At 43.5% G+C, this 21461-nt stretch carries 13 protein-coding genes, 1 pseudogene and 1 riboswitch; of the genes and pseudogenes, 1 reads left to right on the top strand and 13 read right to left on the bottom strand.

Annotated elements, in window-relative coordinates; translation table 11 throughout:
- Positions 1-90 precede the first annotated feature (90 nt).
- Positions 91-1565 (top strand): annotated as a pseudogene (gene rng / locus CFY87_RS01130) (ribonuclease G).
- Between the two features lie 172 nt (positions 1566-1737).
- Here rng and serS read toward each other — a convergent pair.
- The 13 genes from serS to CFY87_RS01195 all read right to left on the bottom strand — a co-directional run bounded on the left by serS (position 1738) and on the right by CFY87_RS01195 (position 21395).
- Positions 1738-3027: a serine--tRNA ligase gene (serS, locus tag CFY87_RS01135; protein WP_094945472.1), complete on the bottom strand. Its 1290-nt coding sequence runs from the start codon at positions 3025-3027 to the stop codon at positions 1738-1740.
- A gap of 77 nt (positions 3028-3104) precedes the next feature.
- Positions 3105-4451, bottom strand: a complete 1347-nt coding sequence (locus CFY87_RS01140) for a replication-associated recombination protein A (RefSeq protein ID WP_094945473.1) — start codon at positions 4449-4451, stop codon at positions 3105-3107.
- Positions 4452-4553: 102 nt separating this feature from the next.
- On the bottom strand, positions 4554-5168 hold the full coding sequence (gene lolA, locus CFY87_RS01145; protein ID WP_094945671.1) for an outer membrane lipoprotein periplasmic chaperone LolA: 615 nt from the start codon (positions 5166-5168) through the stop codon (positions 4554-4556).
- Positions 5169-5186: 18 nt separating this feature from the next.
- The gene (locus CFY87_RS01150) at positions 5187-8084 is read right to left on the bottom strand and encodes a DNA translocase FtsK (protein ID WP_094945474.1); all 2898 of its coding nucleotides are present in this window, start codon (positions 8082-8084) and stop codon (positions 5187-5189) included.
- A gap of 12 nt (positions 8085-8096) precedes the next feature.
- Positions 8097-8579, bottom strand: a complete 483-nt coding sequence (gene lrp / locus CFY87_RS01155) for a leucine-responsive transcriptional regulator Lrp (RefSeq protein ID WP_094945475.1) — start codon at positions 8577-8579, stop codon at positions 8097-8099.
- A gap of 68 nt (positions 8580-8647) precedes the next feature.
- The gene (gene bioB / locus CFY87_RS01160) at positions 8648-9655 is read right to left on the bottom strand and encodes a biotin synthase BioB (RefSeq protein ID WP_094945476.1); all 1008 of its coding nucleotides are present in this window, start codon (positions 9653-9655) and stop codon (positions 8648-8650) included.
- 86 nt (positions 9656-9741) lie between these two features.
- Positions 9742-10371: a thiamine ABC transporter ATP-binding protein gene (gene thiQ / locus CFY87_RS01165; protein WP_094945477.1), complete on the bottom strand. Its 630-nt coding sequence runs from the start codon at positions 10369-10371 to the stop codon at positions 9742-9744.
- A 6-nt stretch (positions 10372-10377) separates the two neighbouring features.
- A complete protein-coding gene (thiP, locus tag CFY87_RS01170; RefSeq protein WP_419670235.1) occupies positions 10378-11991 on the bottom strand; it encodes a thiamine/thiamine pyrophosphate ABC transporter permease ThiP in 1614 nt (537 codons plus the stop codon).
- The gene (gene thiB, locus CFY87_RS01175) at positions 11988-13031 is read right to left on the bottom strand and encodes a thiamine ABC transporter substrate binding subunit (protein ID WP_094945479.1); all 1044 of its coding nucleotides are present in this window, start codon (positions 13029-13031) and stop codon (positions 11988-11990) included. The genes thiP and thiB overlap by 4 nt, the downstream gene beginning before the upstream one ends.
- A 16-nt stretch (positions 13032-13047) precedes the next feature.
- A complete protein-coding gene (gene thiE, locus CFY87_RS01180) occupies positions 13048-13707 on the bottom strand; it encodes a thiamine phosphate synthase (protein WP_094945480.1) in 660 nt (219 codons plus the stop codon).
- A gap of 2 nt (positions 13708-13709) precedes the next feature.
- The gene (thiD, locus tag CFY87_RS01185) at positions 13710-14513 is read right to left on the bottom strand and encodes a bifunctional hydroxymethylpyrimidine kinase/phosphomethylpyrimidine kinase (RefSeq protein ID WP_094945481.1); all 804 of its coding nucleotides are present in this window, start codon (positions 14511-14513) and stop codon (positions 13710-13712) included.
- Positions 14506-15306 (bottom strand): hydroxyethylthiazole kinase, encoded by an 801-nt coding sequence (gene thiM, locus CFY87_RS01190; RefSeq protein ID WP_094945482.1) that lies wholly within the window; start codon positions 15304-15306, stop codon positions 14506-14508. The genes thiD and thiM overlap by 8 nt, the downstream gene beginning before the upstream one ends.
- A gap of 54 nt (positions 15307-15360) precedes the next feature.
- Positions 15361-15447: riboswitch (TPP riboswitch) on the bottom strand.
- Positions 15448-15569: 122 nt separating this feature from the next.
- Positions 15570-21395 carry a YadA-like family protein gene (locus CFY87_RS01195; RefSeq protein WP_143226153.1) on the bottom strand — a complete coding sequence of 1942 codons (5826 nt, stop codon included), beginning with the start codon at positions 21393-21395 and terminating at the stop codon, positions 15570-15572.
- Positions 21396-21461: the final 66 nt, after the last annotated feature.

A 21461-nucleotide genomic window follows, 5' to 3' on the forward strand; every position in this document is an offset into this window, starting at 1 on the left:
AGGAAGGTCACATTTTACCTTATTTGCCTCTATTATTCTATTTTCCTTTTCGTTAGACTAGAGCAAAACAAAATTAAGGATATTTTTATTATGGAATCTGTTGAATTATTGGTGAACGTTACGCCGAACGAAACCAGGATCGCGCTTGTCGATACCGGCATATTAAAAGAAGTACATATTGAACGTCAGGCAAAACGCGGTATTGTCGGTAATATTTATAAAGGCCGTGTCACGCGCGTATTACCCGGAATGCAATCCGCATTCGTCGATATTGGATTGGAAAAAGCCGCCTTTTTACACGCCTCGGACATCGTTTCGCACACCGAATGTGTAGATGAAAACGAGAAAAAACAATTTATCGTCAAAGATATTGCCGAATTAGTTCGCGAAGGACAGGATATTGTAGCACAAGTGGTTAAAGATCCTCTCGGCACCAAAGGCGCTCGCCTCACCACAGACATCACTCTCCCCTCCCGCTATTTAGTCTTTATGCCGGAAAACAGCCACGTCGGTGTATCGCAACGCATTGAAAGCGAAGAGAACGCGCCCGTCTAAAAGCATTAGTCGAACCTTTTTGTGATGAGTTAGGCGGGTTTATCATCCGTACCGCTTCAGAAGGCGCCACCGAAGAAGAATTACACCAAGATGCGGAATTTTTAAAACGCCTATGGCGCAAAGTCCTCGAACGTCGCAATAAATATCCGACACGATCTATGTTATATGGTGAGCTGGCGCTCACACAACGCATTTTAAGGGATTTTATCGGTGCCGGCTTAGAAAAAATCCGGATTGACTCCAAGTTATGTTTTGCCGAGGTCAAACAATTTACCGAAGAATTTATCCCAATGCTCACCGATAAACTGGTGTTATATTCCGGCAACCAACCGCTATTTGATCTTTATGGCGTCGAAACTGCCATTCAAACCGCATTAAATAAACGGGTCAACCTAAAATCCGGCGGTTATTTAATTATTGAACAAACGGAAGCCATGACCACTATCGACATCAACACCGGTGCCTTTGTCGGTCATCACACCTTAGCCGAAACTATTTTTAACACCAATATTGAAGCCACCAAAGCTATCGCGCAACAATTGCAACTACGCAACCTCGGTGGAATTATCATTATTGATTTTATTGATATGCAAAGCGACGAGCACCGCAACCGCGTACTGGAAGCCTTGCAACAAGCCTTGTCCAAAGATCGTGTCAAAACCAATGTCAATGGATTTACTCAATTAGGTCTAGTCGAAATGACCCGCAAACGCACACGCGAAAGTTTGGAACATGTCCTCTGCGGCGACTGCCCATCTTGCAACGGGCGCGGACGCGTGAAAACTGTGGAAACCATATGCTATGAAATCATGCGTGAAATTATCCGCGTTCATCACCTATTCTCCTGCGAACAATTTGTGGTTTACGCGTCACACGAAGTCGCCGATTATTTAATTAACGAAGAAAGCCACGGACTTCTCGCCGAACTGGAAGTTTTTATCGGCAAACAAATCCAAATCAAAACCGAGGCTTACTACCACCAAGAACAATTTGATGTGGTAGTAATGTAACCCCTACTGCCGGCAAAGCCGACGTTCAAAACTTAAAGGTTTTGTGGCAATACAAAGAAAAGTAACATATCAAGATAAAATAAAGACCAGGCACGAGCGAAACGCTCGTGCCAGTGATTAATAAAAAACATGATAAAGGTGCGACAACAACGCAAAGAAAAGTAACATAACCTTATTTACCAATAACCTCTAATCCATTCATATATGGACGTAAAACTTCCGGTACAGTGATACTGCCATCAGCGTTTTGGTAATTTTCTAAAACCGCAACCAAGGTGCGTCCAACCGCTAAACCGGAACCGTTTAGCGTGTGTACCAAACGCGTTTTTTTATCCCCTTTGGCGCGGCAACGAGCTTGCATACGACGGGCTTGGAAATCCCACATATTAGAGCAAGAAGAAATTTCACGATACGTATTTTGTGCCGGAACCCATACTTCTAAATCATATGTTTTGCAAGAACCGAAGCCCATATCACCGGTACAAAGTAAAACTTTGCGATATGGCAAACCTAAAAGTTGCAACACTTTTTCTGCATGTCCGGTAAGTTCTTCTAAGGCTTGCATAGATTTTTCCGGTTCCACAATTTGCACCAATTCCACTTTATCAAATTGATGCATACGAATTAATCCACGGGTATCGCGTCCATAAGACCCCGCTTCGGAACGGAAACAAGGCGTATGTGCGGTCATTTTTAACGGTAAATCAGCTTCATCTAAAATCTCATCACGCACTAAATTGGTCACCGGCACTTCCGCCGTCGGGATTAGCACATAAGGCTGTTCACCTTCCAATGGATTTATGTGGAACAAATCTTCACCAAATTTTGGCAATTGTCCGGTTCCATAAAGGGTAGCATGGTTCACTAAATAAGGTACATAGGCTTCGGTATAACCATGTTGTTCGGTATGTAAATCCAACATAAATTGCGCCAACGCACGGTGCATTTTCGCAATTTGCCCTTTCATTACCGCAAAACGTGCACCGCTTAATTTCACACCTGCCGCAAAGTCCAATCCCGCCAAATGTTCACCGAGAGAAACATGGTCTTTAATTTCAAAATCAAAAACTCTTGGCTCACCCCAACGTAAAATTTCTTTATTTTCGCTGTCGTCTTTACCAAGCGGCACTTCATCCGCCGGAATATTCGGGATCGTCAAGGCAATTTTATTTAATTCCGCCTGCACATCATCCAATTGAGATTTTGCCATGCTCAACTCAATTGCCATATTGTCTACTTCTTCCAATAAAGGTCCAATGTCTTCGCCACGCGCTTTCGCTGCGCCGATCGCTTTCGAGCGCGCATTACGCTCTGCTTGTAAAGTTTCCGTTTTTATTTGTAAGGTTTTACGTTCTTCTTCCAGTTTTTTTACTGATTCGACATCTAACACAAAGCCACGTTTAACCTGTAATTTTTCAGCCACTTCAGCAAGATTATTGCGTAATAAATTTGGATCGATCATATTGCTACCTTATTTTATTGCTTAAATTTGAAATAATTACCTTTATTTTAGATCGGATTAAAAAAATAAACCAGTTACTACCGCACTTTATAACGAATATTCGTACTTTGCCGATCACATTCTTTTAACCGCGCTAATTTTTGCGCAATTTGAATTTCCATCCCTCGATCGGTCGGGAAATAAAACTGCATCTCTTTCAACTGCGGTGGAAAATAATTTTCACCGGCGGCATAAGCATTCGGTTCATCATGAGCATAGCGGTATTCCGCGCCATAACCCAAATTTTTCATCAACTGCGTCGGTGCATTGCGTAAGTGTTCAGGTACATCAAAATCCGGATTTTCTATCGCTAATTTTTTCGCCGCATTAAACGCCTGATAAACCGCATTGCTTTTCGGCGCCACTGCCAAATACACAATCGCCTGCGCAATAGCACGCTCCCCTTCTGCTGCGCCGATGCGAGTAAAACAATCCCACGCTGCCAACGCCACTTGCATGGCTCGTGGATCCGCATTACCCACATCTTCCGAAGCAATCGCCAATAAACGTCTTGCCACATAAAGCGGATCGCCGCCGGCTGTGATAATTCGTGCATACCAATACAATGCCGCATCCGGCGCTGAACCGCGCACGGATTTGTGCAACGCGGAAATCAAATCATAATAACGATCACCTTGTTTATCAAAACGCGCCTGTCGTTCACCCAGTACTTCGATTAACAAAGTGCGGTCTAATTTTTTCCCGTTTTCACCTTCCTCTGCCATATCCGCCATCAACTCAAGGCAATTTAACGCTAAACGAGCATCGCCATGCACATATTCGGCTAACAAAGCGAATAAATTCGGCTCAACAACTAACCGCTCTTTGCCCAAACCGCGTTCTTCATCCTCAATCGCCCGTTGCAACACTTGCTCAATTTCCGACGAGTTCAGCGGCTTTAAAATATATACTCGCGCACGGGAAAGCAACGCGCCGTTCAATTCAAAAGAGGGATTTTCCGTAGTCGCACCAATAAAAATAATGGTTCCCTCTTCAATATGCGGCAAAAAAGCATCCTGCTGGCTTTTATTAAACCGATGCACTTCATCTACAAATAACACCGTGCGTCGATCGGCTAGACGATTTTGTTTCGCTTTATCAATGGCTTCACGAATTTCTTTAATCCCGCCAGTTACCGCAGAAATACGCTCCACATCCGCATTGATGCGCTGCGCGATAATTTCAGCAAGAGTGGTTTTCCCCGTCCCCGGCGGTCCCCAAAAAATCATAGAATGAATATGTCCGGCTTCAATAGCTTTGCGCAGCGGTTTTCCCGTGCCAATTAAATGGGATTGCCCGCAATATTGCGCCAAGGTGGTTGGTCGCATTCTAGCGGCTAAAGGACGAAAATCATTTTCAGCGAAATCAAAACTCAGATTAGCCATAACAAAGATCTCATGGGTTGGTCAATGAAAAATCAATAAATCACATCTTGATAAATGTAAAAAGGTGCGTAAAAACGCACCTATCATACCATAATTTACCGTTTATTTTTTACGTTGGTCATCCAACTCGGCACCTTTCGGCACGCTAAATTTAAACAAGCTGTCAGCAAGTGCTTGATTGGTAATATTTCGCAATTGATATAAATTCACTTGTCCATCACGCTCAACCGTGCTGAAATTTTTCAACACACCGTCGGCATCCACACGAATATTAAATTGTTTAATTGCGCTTTTTTTGTCTTTCGGCGTTAAGGTAAAACTATCCGCCTGTTGTTCCACGGTATATTGTTGCCAATAAGATTTATCGTTACCGGTCAGCAACACGAATGGCGTATTATTTACCGCCTCTTTCACCCAATTAGCGGTCACTTGTTCCACAAAAGGATCATAGAACCATAGCGTTTTTCCATCAGAAATAATCCGAGTTTCTTGTGGCGTTTTATTCTCCATACGAAATAAATTCGGGCGTTTAATCTGGATTTTTCCCGTCCCCTGTTGCACTTCTTTACCCTTAGGATCGCTGACTTTTTGCATATAATCCGCACTCAAGGTATCTACTTTGTTTAAGCGCGCCTGTAATTCTTCCGTCGCGCTCGCCCAAACTAAGCTACTCATAGAGGCTAATAAAAGTGCGGTCAATTTTACCGTTTTTTTCATCATTTACGTTCCTTTCAGTTAATAGTTGGACTGTCTTGCTAAAATTTCACGCTTACCATTTTGTATCGGAGAGACTATGCCTTGCTCCTCCATTTGATCCATAATCCGTGCGGCACGATTAAACCCGACTTTAAATTTACGTTGAATGGAGGAAACCGACGTGGTGCCAGTAGCAATCACAAATTCCATCACTTCATCAAATAAATCATCTAAATCATCACTGTCTGATGCACTACGAGTATTCTCTTCCTCATCGTCAGAACCTGTGAGAATATTTTCAATATAATTCGGCTTCCCTCTTGCTCTCCAATCATCCGCTACACGCGCTACCTCATCATCACTCATAAACGCCCCATGTACCCGAATTAAATCCGAGGATCCTTGCCCTGAATACAACATATCACCACGTCCAAGCAAGGCTTCCGCTCCGGTTTGATCCAAAATGGTACGCGAGTCAATTTTACTCGCCACAGTAAAGGCAATGCGACTTGGGATATTCGCTTTAATCAATCCCGTGATAACATCTACCGACGGACGTTGTGTCGCCAAAATCAAATGAATACCGATCGCGCGCGCTTTTTGTGCCAAACGAGCAATCAATTCCTCAATTTGTTTACCGGCAACCATCATCAAATCAGCAAACTCATCCACGATAACCACAATATAACTTAATTTTTCCAATGGCGGCGGTAGGCTGTCCATGGTATCGCCCGGACGCCAAACCGGATTTGGAATCGGCATTCCCATTGCATTGTATTCATCAATTTTGTCGTTAAATCCCTCAATATTGCGCACTCGCAAAGCGGATAAAAGCTGATAACGACGCTCCATTTCATCCACGCACCAACGCAACGCGTTCGCTGCTTTTTTCATGTCGGTAACCACTTCGGTCAACAAATGAGGAATGCCATTATAAATGGACAATTCCACCACTTTCGGGTCAATCATAATAAATTTGACTTCTTCCGGTTTAACGCGAAATAGCAAACTTAAAATCATGGTATTCACTCCAACGGATTTTCCCGAACCGGTAGAACCCGCTACCAATAAATGTGGCATTTTGGCTAAATCCACCACCACCGGTTTACCGCTAATATCTTTGCCTAACGCCATGGATAAGAGGGATTTAGATTGACGAAACTCATCACTATCCAACACATCACGCAAAGGCACGGTTTGTCGGTTCACATTCGGCGTTTCAATACCGATATAAGGTTTGCCCGGAATCACTTCCGCCACACGAATGGATCGGAACATTAACGCTCGTGCCAAATCCGTATCAATACTGCTGACTTTAGAGGCTTTGACACCCGGTTGCAATTCAAGTTCATAACGGGTGACCACCGGACCGATTAACACATCTTTTACCGTTGCTTTAACATTAAAGTTGCGCAATTGTTGTTCAATTCGCCGCGAAGTTTGCTCAATTTCCTCACGGGTAATTTGTTGCGCTTGCGCCGGACGATATTCCAATAAATCCAACGTCGGTAACGGTGTCGTCGGTTTTTCTATTATCATTGATTTTCGTTGCAACGCCGGATGAATTAAGGTGTCACTATAAGATTTATAAGGCATTGACGAGGCATTTTCCAGCGTATGCGCCACATTAGTCGGTGCCAAAATCACATTAAGCGCTTCTTCTGCATTTAAGGCTTTCGCACGTGATGCCAGTGCTTCCAATCGTTGTTGTTCTTGCGCGGCAAATTGGCGAGCTAATTCATTATGTAAGTCCGCCTCTTCCGGATCGTCAACCGCCTCATCCTCTGCAGGTATAAGTGCGGTCATTTTTGGCGCAGTTTGCGCATCAGCAGGAAGCGAAACTTTCGGCATGGCTTCCTCATTATCCAAGATCTTCTCATGTTTCTTCTCATGTTTCAACGCAATACTCTTTTGACCTACCATGTCATGTTTAAGGGAAAAATCCAGCGCACTTTGTAACAGCTCAGGTGATCGCTCGTCCTGATTTGAATTAATCTTCGACGAAATGGTCACATTCAGCAATTCTGTAGCAAGATCCATGGAATAACCCAAATCGGCACTCGATTTTTCCGTCGCAATCGAAACCTCCGGCAAAGCAACATGCATTTCCTCAAGAAAAACATTTGCCTTCGCCTCTTGCGCAACATCCGTCGCCACCGACACTATTTTACCTTGACCGGTCGTTTGTGTCGGCGGCGGGGTTAATCCACGAATATTAATCAAATGCCTGACATCCACCAATTTACCTTGTGTCACATTTTCGCTAACGTTGATAGTTGGCGCTTTTTGAATAATAATTTCCTCAATCGCTTCCGCTTCAGTGGGCGCCTCTACCGCTACGCGATTTTGTGGCGCATTCGGTTCTTCATTTTTCATTGTCAACCATGCATAAAAGCGCATAAGTAACCGAATTAATGAGGCGCCGGAGCAAAAAATAAACCCCACCACACTCAAAATAAAGGCAAATAATAAAATACCAAATTTACCCAATAACGAAAAAAAACCGGCAATCAAACTGCCACCAAGTACGCCACCGGATAAATAATAAGGCGTGTTAGAAAGCAATAGCGTTGACAAGGCAGTTAAGCCGCTCAGCAACAGCACAAAGCCAAAAATGCGCAAGGAAAAGCGCGTCCAAGTTAAGCAATCAATGCGCTTGGTACGAATAAAATAAATCGGTGCAATAAATAGCACAAAAGGAATAATATTCCCCACATGACCAAATAAAGCAAAAAATAAATCGATCACCCAAGCGCCTAATTTACCCGCTTTATTTAAGGTGACCGGTTGTGATGAAGACACTGACCAAGAACTGTCAAACGGGTTATAACTTATCCAAGCGATAATTAAATAAAGCCCGAAAAGGGTGGCCAATCCGAGTAAAAATTCAATAACATATTGTTTAGGGGTAAAATGTTCGCTAATTTTTTTGATCATTGTCCGTTAACATTATTTGAGTTGTAAAAAATTGGTTTGTTTCACTTCTTCCATCACCACGTAGGTGCGAGTATCATTAACGCCCGGTAAGCGTAGTAACGTGGTACCGAGTAATTTGCGGTATGCTGCCATATCTGCCACACGGGTTTTTAATAAATAATCAAAATCGCCGGATACCAAATGGCATTCTTGAATTTCATCTAATTGTTGTACCGCCGCATTAAACTCCTCAAACACATCAGGCTTGCCACGTACCAACGTGATTTCCACAATCACCAGTAGCGGCGAGTCCAATAATTCAGGATTAAGCAGCGCCCGATAGCCCATGATAACCCCTTGTTTTTCCAAACGCTTTACCCGTTCTAAACAAGGCGTTGGCGACAGCCCGACTTTTTTTGAAAGATCAATATTGGAGATTTTCCCATTACGTTGTAATTCATTTAAAATTTTAATATCAATACTGTCTAATGACTTAAATTTTTTTCCATTGGTCATCCCCATCTGTAGAATTAAGCAAAACAGCTTTTAATTCTACACTATTTATTTTAGATTGTGGGGCTATTTTAACGACGTTCGTGCCGATTTTCTTCCGTTTCAGGTTCTAAATCTAATTTCGCCATCAATATCTGATCGCCATCCTCTTCCGGATTTTCTGTCACTAATAATTTGTCACCATAAAAAATCGAATTAGCCCCTGCCATAAAACACATGGCTTGCATTTCTTCCGACATCCTTTGACGACCGGCAGATAAACGCACATAGCTTTTCGGCATCACAATTCGCGCCACTGCAATGGTGCGCACAAATTCGGTCCAATCCAATGGTGCGGCATTTTCCAACGCTGTACCTTCCACTTTCACCAATTGATTAATCGGTACCGATTCCGGTTGCGGATCTAAATTGGCGAGGCTTGCGATTAAACCGGCACGTTCTTTACGGGTTTCATTCATGCCGACAATCCCGCCGCAACACACTTTTAATCCCGCCTTGCGCACTTTACCTAAGGTATTAATTCGGTCGTCAAACCGACGGGTACCGATAATTTTTTCGTAATGTTCCGGCGCAGTATCCAAGTTATGATTGTAATAATCTAAACCCGCTTCCTTTAATTCTTCCGCCATTCCATCTTGCAACAGCCCAAATGTCCCACAGGTTTCCAAGCCCAAGTTTTTTACCGCTTTAATAATCTCCGTCACTTTTTCCATGTCTTTCGGCTTCGGACCGCGCCACGCCGCCCCCATACAAAAACGCCGCGCACCGCGCGCTTTAGCAATTTTGGCTTTGGCAACAATCTCATCAATCTCTAATAACGCTTGTTTTGCCACGCCAGTGTTATAACGCGCCGACTGTGGACAATAACCGCAATCTTCCGGACAACCGCCGGTTTTAATCGACAACAAAGTAGAAAGTTGGATCGCTTGTGGATTAAAATACTCGCGGTGAACCTGTGCCGCCCGATAAACCAACTCTAAAAACGGCGTTTCAAATAAAGCCTCCACTTTACACACTGACCAATATTCCAAGGTTGGATGTGGCGTCAGTGAAGAGATTTGAATCGTATTAGTTGCCATACATTTTCCTTATATTATCGTTTTTGAAAGATAAGAGGAATTTTCAAATCATCCAAAATCGCTGCATTATCTTCGCATAAAACCGATTAATCACAGATTTTACCATTTTCAATGTGAATAATGCGATCAATTTTATCTTTTACTTCATTCGGTTGATGCGTCACAATCAACAGAGTCAATTTTTTCTCGACGCACAATAGATCAAGTAATGTCAACATTTCCTCGCGTAATTCGGTATCCAGCGCAGAAAAAGGTTCATCCAGTAGTAAAATCGGTTTATCGCGCAATAAACATCTCGCCAACGCCACCCGTTGTTTCTGTCCGCCGGATAAAGCGCTGGGCACACGCGATAAAAATGGCTGTAAACCGACCGCGCTTGCCGCCTGTTCCACGCGCACGCGTTCCGCACCAGACAAAGCAAGGGAAGGTTTTATCCCAAAGGCAATATTTTGCCAAACTGTTAGATGAGTAAACACATTATTTTCTTGAAACAAAATAGAAACCGGGCGCTCAAAAGGCTCGCTACGTGTATGGTTTTCGCCATTTAACCAAATTTCGCCTCGATCAGAAAACTCAAAGCCGGCAATTAAATTTAACAGCGTACTTTTCCCCGCCCCGCTACTGCCAACAATTGCAACTTTTTCTTGCGGGGCAACCTGTAAATTAAAATACATGGGCATCATCGGATAATTAAAATGCGCGTTTATTTTTATCATAGTTCCTTATTCCGGTTTATTGCGTTCTACCACGCTAAAGATGCCAAGGCAAAACAATAACAAAATCAATGCGGTAATAGCGGCTTCCGCCATACGGTAACTGCCTAACTGCTGATACAATAAATGTGGCAACGAGGTAAAATCTTGATTGCCGAATAAGGCGATCGCCGTAAAATCACCAAGCGACACCCCACAAGCTAAAGCAAACGCATATTTTATCGGCGCTTTTAAATTGTGCCATTCGATAAAACGCCAACGCGCCCAGCCGACAATGCCTAAAGATTGACACAATTTTTCATAATAAATCAAATTATTACTCATTGGCACCGCCAAAATACGAATCACAAAAGGCATTGCCGCCAAGGCATTACAAAAAATCACTATCAGCCATAAATGCAAACTTGAAAAATCCCAATCTTGCAGCGCAATAAATAATCCCGTGGCAAGTACCAAGGTTGGCACCGCTAAAATAATCATACCGAAATTAGTCACAACATTGGCTAATTTTTGCCAATACAGCCATTGCAGGCGACGAGAAAGCAAAAGTACCGCAATCGACAAGCACAAAGCCAAGAATGCAGATGTCGGCGCCATGGTCAAAGAATAGCCCAAGGCACGCCAAAGCGCCGCATTTTCCCAAGCCATGCGCCAATAATGCGCACTTTGCGGATCAAAAAAAGCGCTAACCACAATATGCAACAGCGGCGTTAATACAAAGAGCAAACACAATCCTACAAACAAAATTTGCCAAATTTTAACCGCGCTTTTTTGTTTATCCAGCCATAAATTTTGGCTGGGCAAATCGGTTGCCGGTGCGCAACTAAAAGCGCTGCCAAGGGCGAACAACATCAAGCAAAATCCCACTTGTAACAATGCAAATAACGCTGCTTTCGGCAGATCAAATTCAAATAACAAGGCTTGGTAAATAGCCACTTCCAAAGTAGTGTATTTTGGTCCGCCGCCAAGGGTAAGGACTAAGGTAAAACTGGTAAAACACAGCATAAAAATCAGGCTAAACACCGGCAATACTTGTTGGCGCAAATACGGATATTCAATCAGGCGCACAAATTGCCAACCGCGCAAATTAAGTTGCGCCGCCAGCTGACGTTGTTGAGTAGGAATAGCTTGAAAACTTTGTAAAAATAATCGAGCCGCCAAGGGAATATTAAAAAACAAATGTGCAGTTAAAATACCGCTCAAGCCATAAAAATGTGGCTGCCAATGCCAGCCTGCCGCTTTGCTTAATTGCGCCAACCAACCGGAATTGCCATACACGCCCATTAACCCGAAAACCACCACCAACGCCGGCAATACAAAGGTTAACGATAATAAACGCAAGATCCAAGACTGACTTGCCCATTTTTGATAAAACAATGCGCGTGCCAGCAAAACACCGCCTAAAAGCGATAACACTGCCGATAAAAACGCTTGCCAAAAGCTGAATAAAATGACTCGATGGACATAGGGATCGTGCAAAAACGAACTAAAATCGACCGCACTTTCGGTGGAAAAAATCGCCCGCAGTGCCAGCCAATAAATACCCAGCAACAATGCAAAAACCAAGATGCCGCCCATATAATGTCTTGGGCGAAATTGCGGCGAAGAAAAGTTCATCATTATTCTGTCAAGCTAACTTGCCATTGTGAAATCCATTGTTTCAACAGCGCCGGTTGAATCTTCGTCGTATCAAAGACTTTCGCTTGCATTTGTTGCGCGCGCAAAGCATCAATCGCAGGCGCAATTGGCGTATCGATCACCGGCAGCATCACGTTATATTGAGTAATTTCGCTTTGTGCTTGTGGCGTTAACAGGAAATCCAAAAATAAATCCGCACAAGGGTTTTGGCTGACTACGGTTTTCGCCGCCACTTCAATTTGCAGCACACCGCCTTCTTGTAAATTTGTCGCAGCATAATGATCTTTTTGCTCTTGCAACAAATGGTACAGCGGGGAGGTATTATAGCTTAGTACCAAATCCGCCTCGCCTTTTAAAAACGCACCGTAGCTTTCCGACCAACCTTTGCCTACGGTCACCGTATGTTTTGCCAGTTGTTGCCATGCTGCCTCGATTGACACGGATGACGGATTATCAGCATTAAAAACCGCATTCATCCACACCACCAACCCGCGTCCAACTGAGCTGGTTCGAGGATCCTGATAAATCACGCGTAAATCTTCTCGATTAATCAATTCCTGCAACGTCTGCGGCGGATTAGCTAATTTAGTTTTATCATAAATAAAAGCATATTGTCCGAAATCATAGGGCAAAAAGGTAGAATCTTGCCAATAAATCGGCAAGGATAAACGGGTTAAATCCACCTTATTCGGCACAAATAAACCGGTTTTTCGCGCCTCATCCAACACGTAATGATCCAACCCCAATACCACATCCGCTTTGGTTTTCTTCCCCTCTAATCGCAAGCGGTTAAACAGCGTACCACTGCTATCAAAAGGCACATAATGAATTTGGCATTGTTGTTGTGCCTTTTCAAACAACGCTTTCACTCTAGGACCCGCCCCCCAATCGGAACTAAAACTGCCATAAGTATAAACATTCAGCGGCATAACAGATTGTGCATTTGCCGCAACGGAAAACACTCCACTTGTCAACAAAAGTGCGGTTGAAAATAATCTCGTTTTTTTACCTATATTCTTGAACATCAATGCTTCCTTATGCTTAAGATTGTAATTGTTTGACTGCCGAGGCTATATCTTCCGCTTGCGTAATAGCGGAAATCACTGCCACACCCTCGACACCCAATCGGCGCAGCTGCGATGCATTTTGTGTCGTAACCCCGCCGATAGCAACGCAAGGTTTATTTACTCCCTGCCGGCGAATTTCGCGAATAAATGCCGGCGACAATACCGGCGCATGATCCGCTTTGGATTGCGTCGCAAAAATCGGTCCCAACCCGAAATAATCAATATTCGGATTATCTTTATCAGCTACGCCTTGCGCAATATTATTAATCGACAAGCCGACAATTAACGGACGGACAGATCTTGCATCAAGTGCTTGTTTAATTTGATCTTTTTGTCCAACATGAATACCATCAGCCTCAATTTCCAAGGCTAAATCAATATCGTCGTTAACAATAAAAGGCACGTGATATTGGCGGCAAAGATCACGACAAGCCAGCGCCAGTTGCTTTTGCCGCGCCGGATCCGACGCCAAAGAATACGCACCTTTGTCGCGAAATTGGAAACAATTGATGCCCGCCGCCAGTGCTTGGTGCAAAATCGACAATAAATTTTGTTCCGGCTGCCCGTTTAAAAGGCGACAATCTTGCGTTCCCGCAATAAAATAAACCTGTAACATCTTTGCAATCAAGTTCATTGTTAATCCTTATATGCCCAATGGTTTGTCGGTCCGTGTCCATGCCCGATATTCAACGGATGAGAAATGGCGGCGCTAATAAAGGCTTTGGCGGTACGTATCGCTTCTTCAATTAAACGCCCTTTTGCCAACTCTGCCGCCAAACACGCGGAAAAGGTGCAACCGGTTCCGTGCGTATGCGGCGTATGATAGCGCGGGCTTTCCAGTACAAATTGTCGATCCGGCATAAAAACCCAATCTTGGCACATTTCCGACGCAGAATGTTGGCTATGCCCGCCTTTGATCACCACAGTTTTCACGCCATAATCCTGTAATTGCAAAGCTGCCGCTTTAGCGGTTTTATCATCCACAATTTCAATACCGGTTAAGGCTTGCGCTTCCGGTAAATTCGGCGTCAACACCTCCGCCAAGGGCAATAATTCCCGTTTCAACGCCACAATCGCACTTTGCTGCAACAACGGTGAGCCGCCTTTTGCAATCATCACCGGATCCAACACCATCTTGCCAAAATGGTGTTGTTTTAACCCTTGCGCCACAGTTTCAATAATTTCTGCGGTGCCTAACATCCCGATTTTAAAGGCGGAAATCGTAAAATCTTGCGCAATGGCATTGAGTTGTGCCTCAATCGCTGCCAGCGGAATAGGATGAATATCAAAAACGCCCAAGGTATTTTGCGCAGTCACCGCCGTGATCACCGACGTACCAAACACGTCGCGCATTTGAAAGGTTTTTAAATCCGCCTGAATACCGGCACCGCCACCGGAATCGGATCCGGCAATTGTCAAGGCTTGTGCTACGTTAGTCATAAGTTACCCTCGCATATTGTTGAACCGTCTCCGAGCTAATTGCGCCCAATTGATCCAAAAGTGCTGTCGAAAATGTCCCTGTTTGTGTCAGCGCTAAGGGTTTTGCCGCCAACTCGCCCGCCAAGGCGTACAGCGTACAGGCTTCAACCGCGGCGGCAAATTGTTGTGTTTTTTCCGCCACGCCCAAAAACGCCGCACAAACCGCGCCCAGCAAACAACCGGAGCCGGTAATACGCGGAAATAATGATGTACCATTGCTAATTTTACACAACGCCCGACCATCACTAATCACATCCGTCGTCCCGCTGGTCGCCACAATACAAGCATATTTTAACGCCACCGTTTGGGTCAGCTTCGCCACATCCGCCTGCCCCTCACCAGCATCTACGCCTTTCGCTTGCCACGCCACATTTGCCAGCGTCGCAATTTCACCTATGTTGCCACGAATAAGCGTAAATTTCACATCGCTTAACAAACGTTTTACCGCATCACGCCGATATTCCGTCGCCCCAACACCCACCGGATCCAGCACCACCGCGACACCATTGCGATTGGCATATTTTCCTGCGATAAGCATTGCCTCCAATTCATCCGGTTTTAGCGTGCCGATATTAATTAATAATCCTTGTGAAAATTGCTGAATATTCGCCATCTCATGAATATTGACAGACATTAACGGAGAAGCGCCTAATGCCAATAATCCGTTGGCGGTATAATTTGATACCACCGTATTGGTCATACAATGCACTAACGGATTTGAATTTTTGATCTTTGCTAATAAATTGAATTGCATCGTTTTTCCTTATAACAAGTAAAATAAACCAGCAATATTGACGTTTGAGAAGAGCAATTTGAACAATTAGTTTCCTACGCCAGTATTAACTGTTTCAGGTTCACGGGTATAATCTCAGCTATCGCACCCCGACTAATATGCTAAGTTTATGCCATTTTATATCCACCACACAACCGATTTTTTATATATTCCCCATAAAAAATAAAGCGGGTTGACTTCCCCGCTTTATCTTCTTCGTTTTTATTAACCGCTTTTCGGCTTAATTACCATTGGTAACCAATACCGACACCGCCGCCGACATTCCCCCGACTATTAGCATTGCCTTGAAGTTTCAAAATAAGTTTACCATTATCAGAAACACGAGAATATCCTACCGCAAAGGCATTTTCTCCTTTAAATGTCCCCGCAGACGCCGCCACCATGGATTTACCCGGCATGTAAACCTGTGGTAATGTTGCCGCCGCGTTTGAACCCGCAATGCCCCCGCGCAAATCCTTACCCATTTTGTTCATCTGGTGGTAAACATTGCCCATTTGGCCGCGTAATTGACTGACGTTCACTGCATCTGTCGGGGCTTGACCCGGTGCCACGTTGGTAATGCGGTTACCTCCGTTATTTAACCCATTTTCGGTTAATTCTACTTGGTTAGCGCCACTACCAATGGTGACCCCTTTGCTGTTTAATACCGTGTTCCCTGCTCTCACTTGGTCTACCTTGATGTCTCTAGCTAAATTGTAGGTGACATCATTGCTTCCCGCCGATTTGCTAATCACGATATTGCTGTCGGTATTTTTCATATCTACCGTTGCCCCTGGATGAATCGTTGAACCGTTCTCCCCTTGTGCTTTTAAGGTGAAACCTGACCGGTTAATCGCACTAGCAATGTCTTGCGCACTGACTAAGGCGTTGGCGTTTTCCGGTGCCGGTGTATCCACTTTGCCATTGGTGTTACTTAAGACAGTGGTCTTGGCTTTAAGCGCGCCCGTTGTGGCATCTTTGGTGATGGTGGTGTTGTCGGTGTTGACCGAGAGATCAAAGACATTGGCACCACTGTCATTTGGTGTGGCAGTCACCGTTACTGAGTTGTCCGTAGAGGTCACCTCTTCTTTAGACGCGGCAATGCTGCCGGTTAACGCCTGTTGTACTGCATACAGTTGTGAACCATTGATAGCGTCGTGGCTGGTCGGTGAAATATCTCCGTCGGCAACGCCAGTGATTTTTTTGTTTCCACCGTCAATGCCGGCAACGGTGATGCTCGGTCCATCTTTGATGGTTAATCCGTCATGGTTTATGTTGACATTGTCCCCGACTTTTACGGTCTCAAATGCCACGTCGTCTTTCGTTGCCACGGTGTAGGTCGTGCTACCATCTGGGTTGACTTTTGGGGTCACTTCAATATTATTCCCCGCAGCCACTTTGGTAGTCGCTTTGGCAATGTCGCCGGCATAATCGGCATACAATTCGCCTTTGTCATTGAGCTTAATGGTGTTATTGTCGATTTTCGCGTCGTATTTGACAGTGGTGGATGTTCCATCTTTCGTGGTTTTTACCACGGCTGTCATGCCTTTACCATCAATAAAGTCTACGCTGTCATAGGCTTTAACAAAGTCCCCTGGTTGACCGTTGTTTTTCAAGTTCCAACCGGCGTTAAGAATATCGCTAACGGTGGCAGCGTTGTTCACCTTTAATTCTAGCGGTAAATCTTGGGTTTTGGTGACTGTTTTTTTGTTGAGGTTATACACATCATCATTATACGTCGCCGGTAAATTAGACATAACATTGGTTAATACGGTCGGCGTTGTGGTGCCTTTCGATCCGTTGATGGAGGTAATCACATTGTCTGGTTCAACCGTCTCACCTTGACCATCCGGTTTAGTGTTGTAAGTGATGTTACCGTCTTTATCTTTTATCGGGTAAATTTGTGTTCCGTTTTTATCCGTATACACCACCGGTAAGCGCGCATTGTTGGTCACCGCTTGGGCATCCACATTCACCGTAATGGTGCGTACATCACCTTGGGTTTCTCCCGTCACGGTCGCTAATCCGCTGCCGACAAAGTCGACTTTATTGGCATTTTTCACCGTATCAATATAGCCATTACCGGAAGCCGATACCACCCAGCCCATATTGCGCAAATCGCCTACCGTTGCGGCATTACTGTCAGGAATAGCATTGTTATTGTTGGTTAAATTTAATAATTTATCCGTTCCCGCAGTACCATTTGGCTTGGTCGCTACCTCTTGTGTGCTCAATCCGCTGCTTAAATTGCCCACTTGGACGGCATTTCCTTTTGTGGCATCCGCAGCTGCCGGATTGATAACATTGACCTGTACATCGCCGGCTTCAACTCCTCCCCCTACAGCATTGTCTTTCGGCTCTCCGTTCGGTTTAAGCGCTGACGGTTTATAGTATTTACCATCTTTGCCTTTGACTAATTGGTTTCCTGCTTTATCAGTAATTCCCAATAGGCTGTTAATCCGAATCGCACTGGTTTTGCCATCTTCGGCAACCTCCACATTGACCGTGGTGCCTACTCCGTTGGCGAAATTCACTGCATCATACGCCTTAACAAAATCTTTGCCTTCGCCATTGACTTGTAAATTCCAGCCGGCATTAAGAAGATCGCCGACCGTGGCAGCGTTGTGATAAATATCGGCAACATTGGTCGGAGCAGTTTGTGATTTGGTTATGTCACCCGTACTCACTACGTCATCACCCAATTTTTTATTCTCATTTTCTTTCTTATCGCCGGCGTTATACGTCGGAGCAAGATTGCCTTTAAGATTTGACAATGCTATCGGGGCTCTCGTGTTGTTGTCACCGTTGTTCATAGAGGCAATCACATCTTTTGTCTCTACCAGCGTTGCATCATCTTTTGGTTTGCCATTCGTCACATCCTCGGCTTTGTAGAATTTGCCATTTACTTTCACCAACTTATCGCCCGCCTTATTGGTATAAACCACAGGTAATTGCGCAGATTCCACCGCACTTTGTGCATCTACACTGATTTTGATTTCGCGCACATTCTCTTTCGTTTCACCAGTCACCGATATTCCATTGGCGCCCACAAAATTAACTTCATTGGCATTTTTCACCGTGTTTTTATATTCATTACCACTTGCGGAAACCACCCAGCCTAAATGGATTAAATCGCGCACCGTGGCGGCAGAATTTAACACGCTGTTGTCTAACGGTTTATCTTGAGCACCTGTTAAATTTAACAAGGTATCCGTTCCCTTTTGTGCTGAACCTTGAGGTTGAATTCCTGTGTTGGTCTCTATTTGCATGGAATTCAACGCCGAACCGACGCCGGTTAATTGGGTTGGTTTCTTGTCCGCAGAGGTAATATTTAACGAGGCAGTTGGTTTACTTTCAGTTGGATTAACATTGGCATCCGTTGCTACCGGCGCGCCATTTACCAATTTAACTTTATTCTTATCTTCATTTGATAACGTGATTTCATCAAAATCTACCTTATCTTTGGTCGCATAAGTGACTTTTCCGTTTTCTTGCTTAACGGTCAGATTTTTACCCGCAATCATCTCAACACTATCGCCCGGATTGATGAGCTCTCCATTTTCTGGGGTTGAAGTTTTATCTTTTTCTCCGTCAGTAGTAGCGGATGTTTTTAAGGTAAAGCCTGATTCATTGATGGCTTTTGCAATATCACCCGCTGTAGCGAGTTTTTTAGCTTCTTCAGGTAAGTCCGTCACTTTACCATTTTCACCAACTTTTAACTTAGCCGTTTCAACTTTTGGAAGCTCAGGAATTTCCACGTTGAATTTAACAACATTTTTACCGTCTTTATTTTCATGAGTAATGGTTACACCTTCACCGACAAAATTCACCGTATCAAATGGTTTAACAAAGTCTTTCGCTTCATTGTTTACTTCTAAATTCCAGCCCGCATTTAATACATCGCCTACAGTGGCGGCGTTGTTTTTTACTGTATCAAACTGTACAGATTTAGGTAATTTAACTTCGTTTTTATTTGCTTCTGGATATGCAGTATGAATAACTGATTTTAAATTGATAATCGGTTTATCGCCCATATCAATACCCCTTGTATTGATAGTGATTGATTTAGAAGTACTAACATCACCACTACCGCTAGATTTTGCTCCTGGTACGGTAATTGTAGTAAACTCAACGTTATCTTTCGTTGCAACTGTAATACCACCAGCGCCATCAGCTTTCATCTTGATGTTTTTGCCTGATTTTAATTTTAGCTCGTCACCCGTTTTAACTGCTGCCGAGAAAGATGTTGTAGTGTCTTCATCAAATGTTTCGGAGGAAGCATCAGCAACATCCACAACAAAGTGTGATTTATTAATGGCGTCCGCTACAGTTTTTGCAGTAACGAATTTATCTCCATTATCTTGTGGCACTTCAACAACACCATTGCCTTTAGTAGGGGAAGCCACGCCATCACCTTTAACTGTTAAGGTTGTAGTATCAATATTTTTTTGTTCCGGAATATCTACATCAAATGTAATCGTTGTGGTGCCATTATTTTCCTGTGTAACTTTTGCTGTAGTATTTTTACCATCCGCAAATTTAATTTTATTACCTGGTGTTACTACGCCTTGTTTATTTCCAGTATTATCTAAGATTTCAAACCCTTCGTTGATGTATCGATTTAATGCAGTAAATGCTTCGCCTACGTTCTTATAATCACCTGATGTACTATTTGAACCAGTACCGCTAGCAGTTGTACTGTTTGGAACAATATATTTGTCACCACTATTGCCACTTGTAGCTGGGCTAGTATTCCCTTTATAAATACTATAAGTCGGTTGAGCTATTGAGCCGTTAGACCGAACCGTAGCTCCTCCACCCAAGTGAGAGGCAGTTGAAGCTGCTAAATTTCCAATAACATCAGTCACTGCATAAAGTTGTGAGCCGTTTATTGCATCTGTAGAGGTTTGGCTGATTTCACCCGCGGCTACATTTTGAATACGACGTTCTTTACCCCCAGATGCCCCAACTGTTACAACGCCATTTGCTGTGTTACCTGCGAATGAGGAAGTTGTGCCTTCTCCATAAGTAATATTCCTAACAGTAGCTTTTGATACCGTTCCTTTATCACCTGCTGTTGTTGTAGTACTTTCAACTAGATTGTTACCTTGTTTCTTTTTATGTTTAGTATTCTCTGTTTTTCCAGCTGTGGCTATAGATTCATTTCCTAAGTAAACGGAGTTTTCAACAGTGTCTTCCAGTTTTATATACTTTCCCTGATCCATTTTAGAATTAACATTACTTCCAAGCACAAAAGTGTTATTTGTTGTGATGACATTATTATTACCCAAAATACTTGAGTTATTTATCCAACTAGGTGAATAAGGAACAGGCTCAATATTTAAATCTATCGATTCTACAGAAGCAGAAATAGTATTATTAGCTCCTAAAATAGATAAATTTTGACCGGATGCAGTTGATTGAAAACCTATAACATTAGAGCTACTTCCTGTTGATTTACTACTAGTTCCTATTGCAATAGTATTATTACCGTAAGCCATAGAATGAGAACCTAGTGACGTTGCTTGAGCACCATTAGCGTAAGCGTTTGTACCGAGAGCAGTGCTGTTTACTCCCTGTGCATTAGTAGATACCCCAAATGCAATTGAATTAGCTGCTTTATTTCCTGTTTTAGCACCTACTCCAAACGCGATAGAATGCGTCCCTTCTGCAATAGTTGTGTAATTTTCCGAACCTACTCTTGACCCTATAGCAATACTTAATTCCCCTTTTGATTCAGATTCCAAACCTAAAGCAATTGTACCTTGATTTGAAGTTTTTGCACCTTTACCTATTACTATAGAATTGTTTGAATTTTTATCTTCTGCTTTTGCACCTCTCCCAATAACAACAGTATATTCACCATCGGCTTTAGTTTCATCACCAATTGCAATATTAGATGTGGCTTTGGCCTCAGCATTATTACCAATAACAACAGCATTTAATGCGCCTGATTTACTGCTGTCGCTACTATCACTAGTAACTACTGGCTCTGCTTTAGCACCTTTACCAATAACAATTGAACCTTCCGCTTGATTGTTATTTTGTTGGCTATCTATTTTTATTGACATTCCTGCATAGGCTGATTGAGTCGCAAGAAGAATACTAGTTGCGGTAATAAGTTTTTTCACCACAGA

This window comes from Actinobacillus seminis (genome assembly GCF_002263215.1).
GTDB classification, from domain to species: domain Bacteria; phylum Pseudomonadota; class Gammaproteobacteria; order Enterobacterales; family Pasteurellaceae; genus Actinobacillus_B; species Actinobacillus_B seminis.

Coding starts and splice junctions, on each gene's coding strand:
- lrp (WP_094945475.1), bottom strand. CDS start 8,579: ATGACCAATGGAAAAAAATTTAAGTCATTAGACAGTATTGATATTAAA.
- lolA (WP_094945671.1), bottom strand. CDS start 5,168: ATGAAAAAAACGGTAAAATTGACCGCACTTTTATTAGCCTCTATGAGT.
- thiB (WP_094945479.1), bottom strand. CDS start 13,031: ATGTTCAAGAATATAGGTAAAAAAACGAGATTATTTTCAACCGCACTT.
- thiQ (WP_094945477.1), bottom strand. CDS start 10,371: ATGATAAAAATAAACGCGCATTTTAATTATCCGATGATGCCCATGTAT.
- CFY87_RS01195 (WP_143226153.1), bottom strand. CDS start 21,395: ATGTCAATAAAAATAGATAGCCAACAAAATAACAATCAAGCGGAAGGT.
- CFY87_RS01150 (WP_094945474.1), bottom strand. CDS start 8,084: ATGATCAAAAAAATTAGCGAACATTTTACCCCTAAACAATATGTTATT.
- serS (WP_094945472.1), bottom strand. CDS start 3,027: ATGATCGATCCAAATTTATTACGCAATAATCTTGCTGAAGTGGCTGAA.
- thiD (WP_094945481.1), bottom strand. CDS start 14,513: ATGACTAACGTAGCACAAGCCTTGACAATTGCCGGATCCGATTCCGGT.
- CFY87_RS01140 (WP_094945473.1), bottom strand. CDS start 4,451: ATGGCTAATCTGAGTTTTGATTTCGCTGAAAATGATTTTCGTCCTTTA.
- bioB (WP_094945476.1), bottom strand. CDS start 9,655: ATGGCAACTAATACGATTCAAATCTCTTCACTGACGCCACATCCAACC.
- thiE (WP_094945480.1), bottom strand. CDS start 13,707: ATGAACTTGATTGCAAAGATGTTACAGGTTTATTTTATTGCGGGAACG.
- thiM (WP_094945482.1), bottom strand. CDS start 15,306: ATGCAATTCAATTTATTAGCAAAGATCAAAAATTCAAATCCGTTAGTG.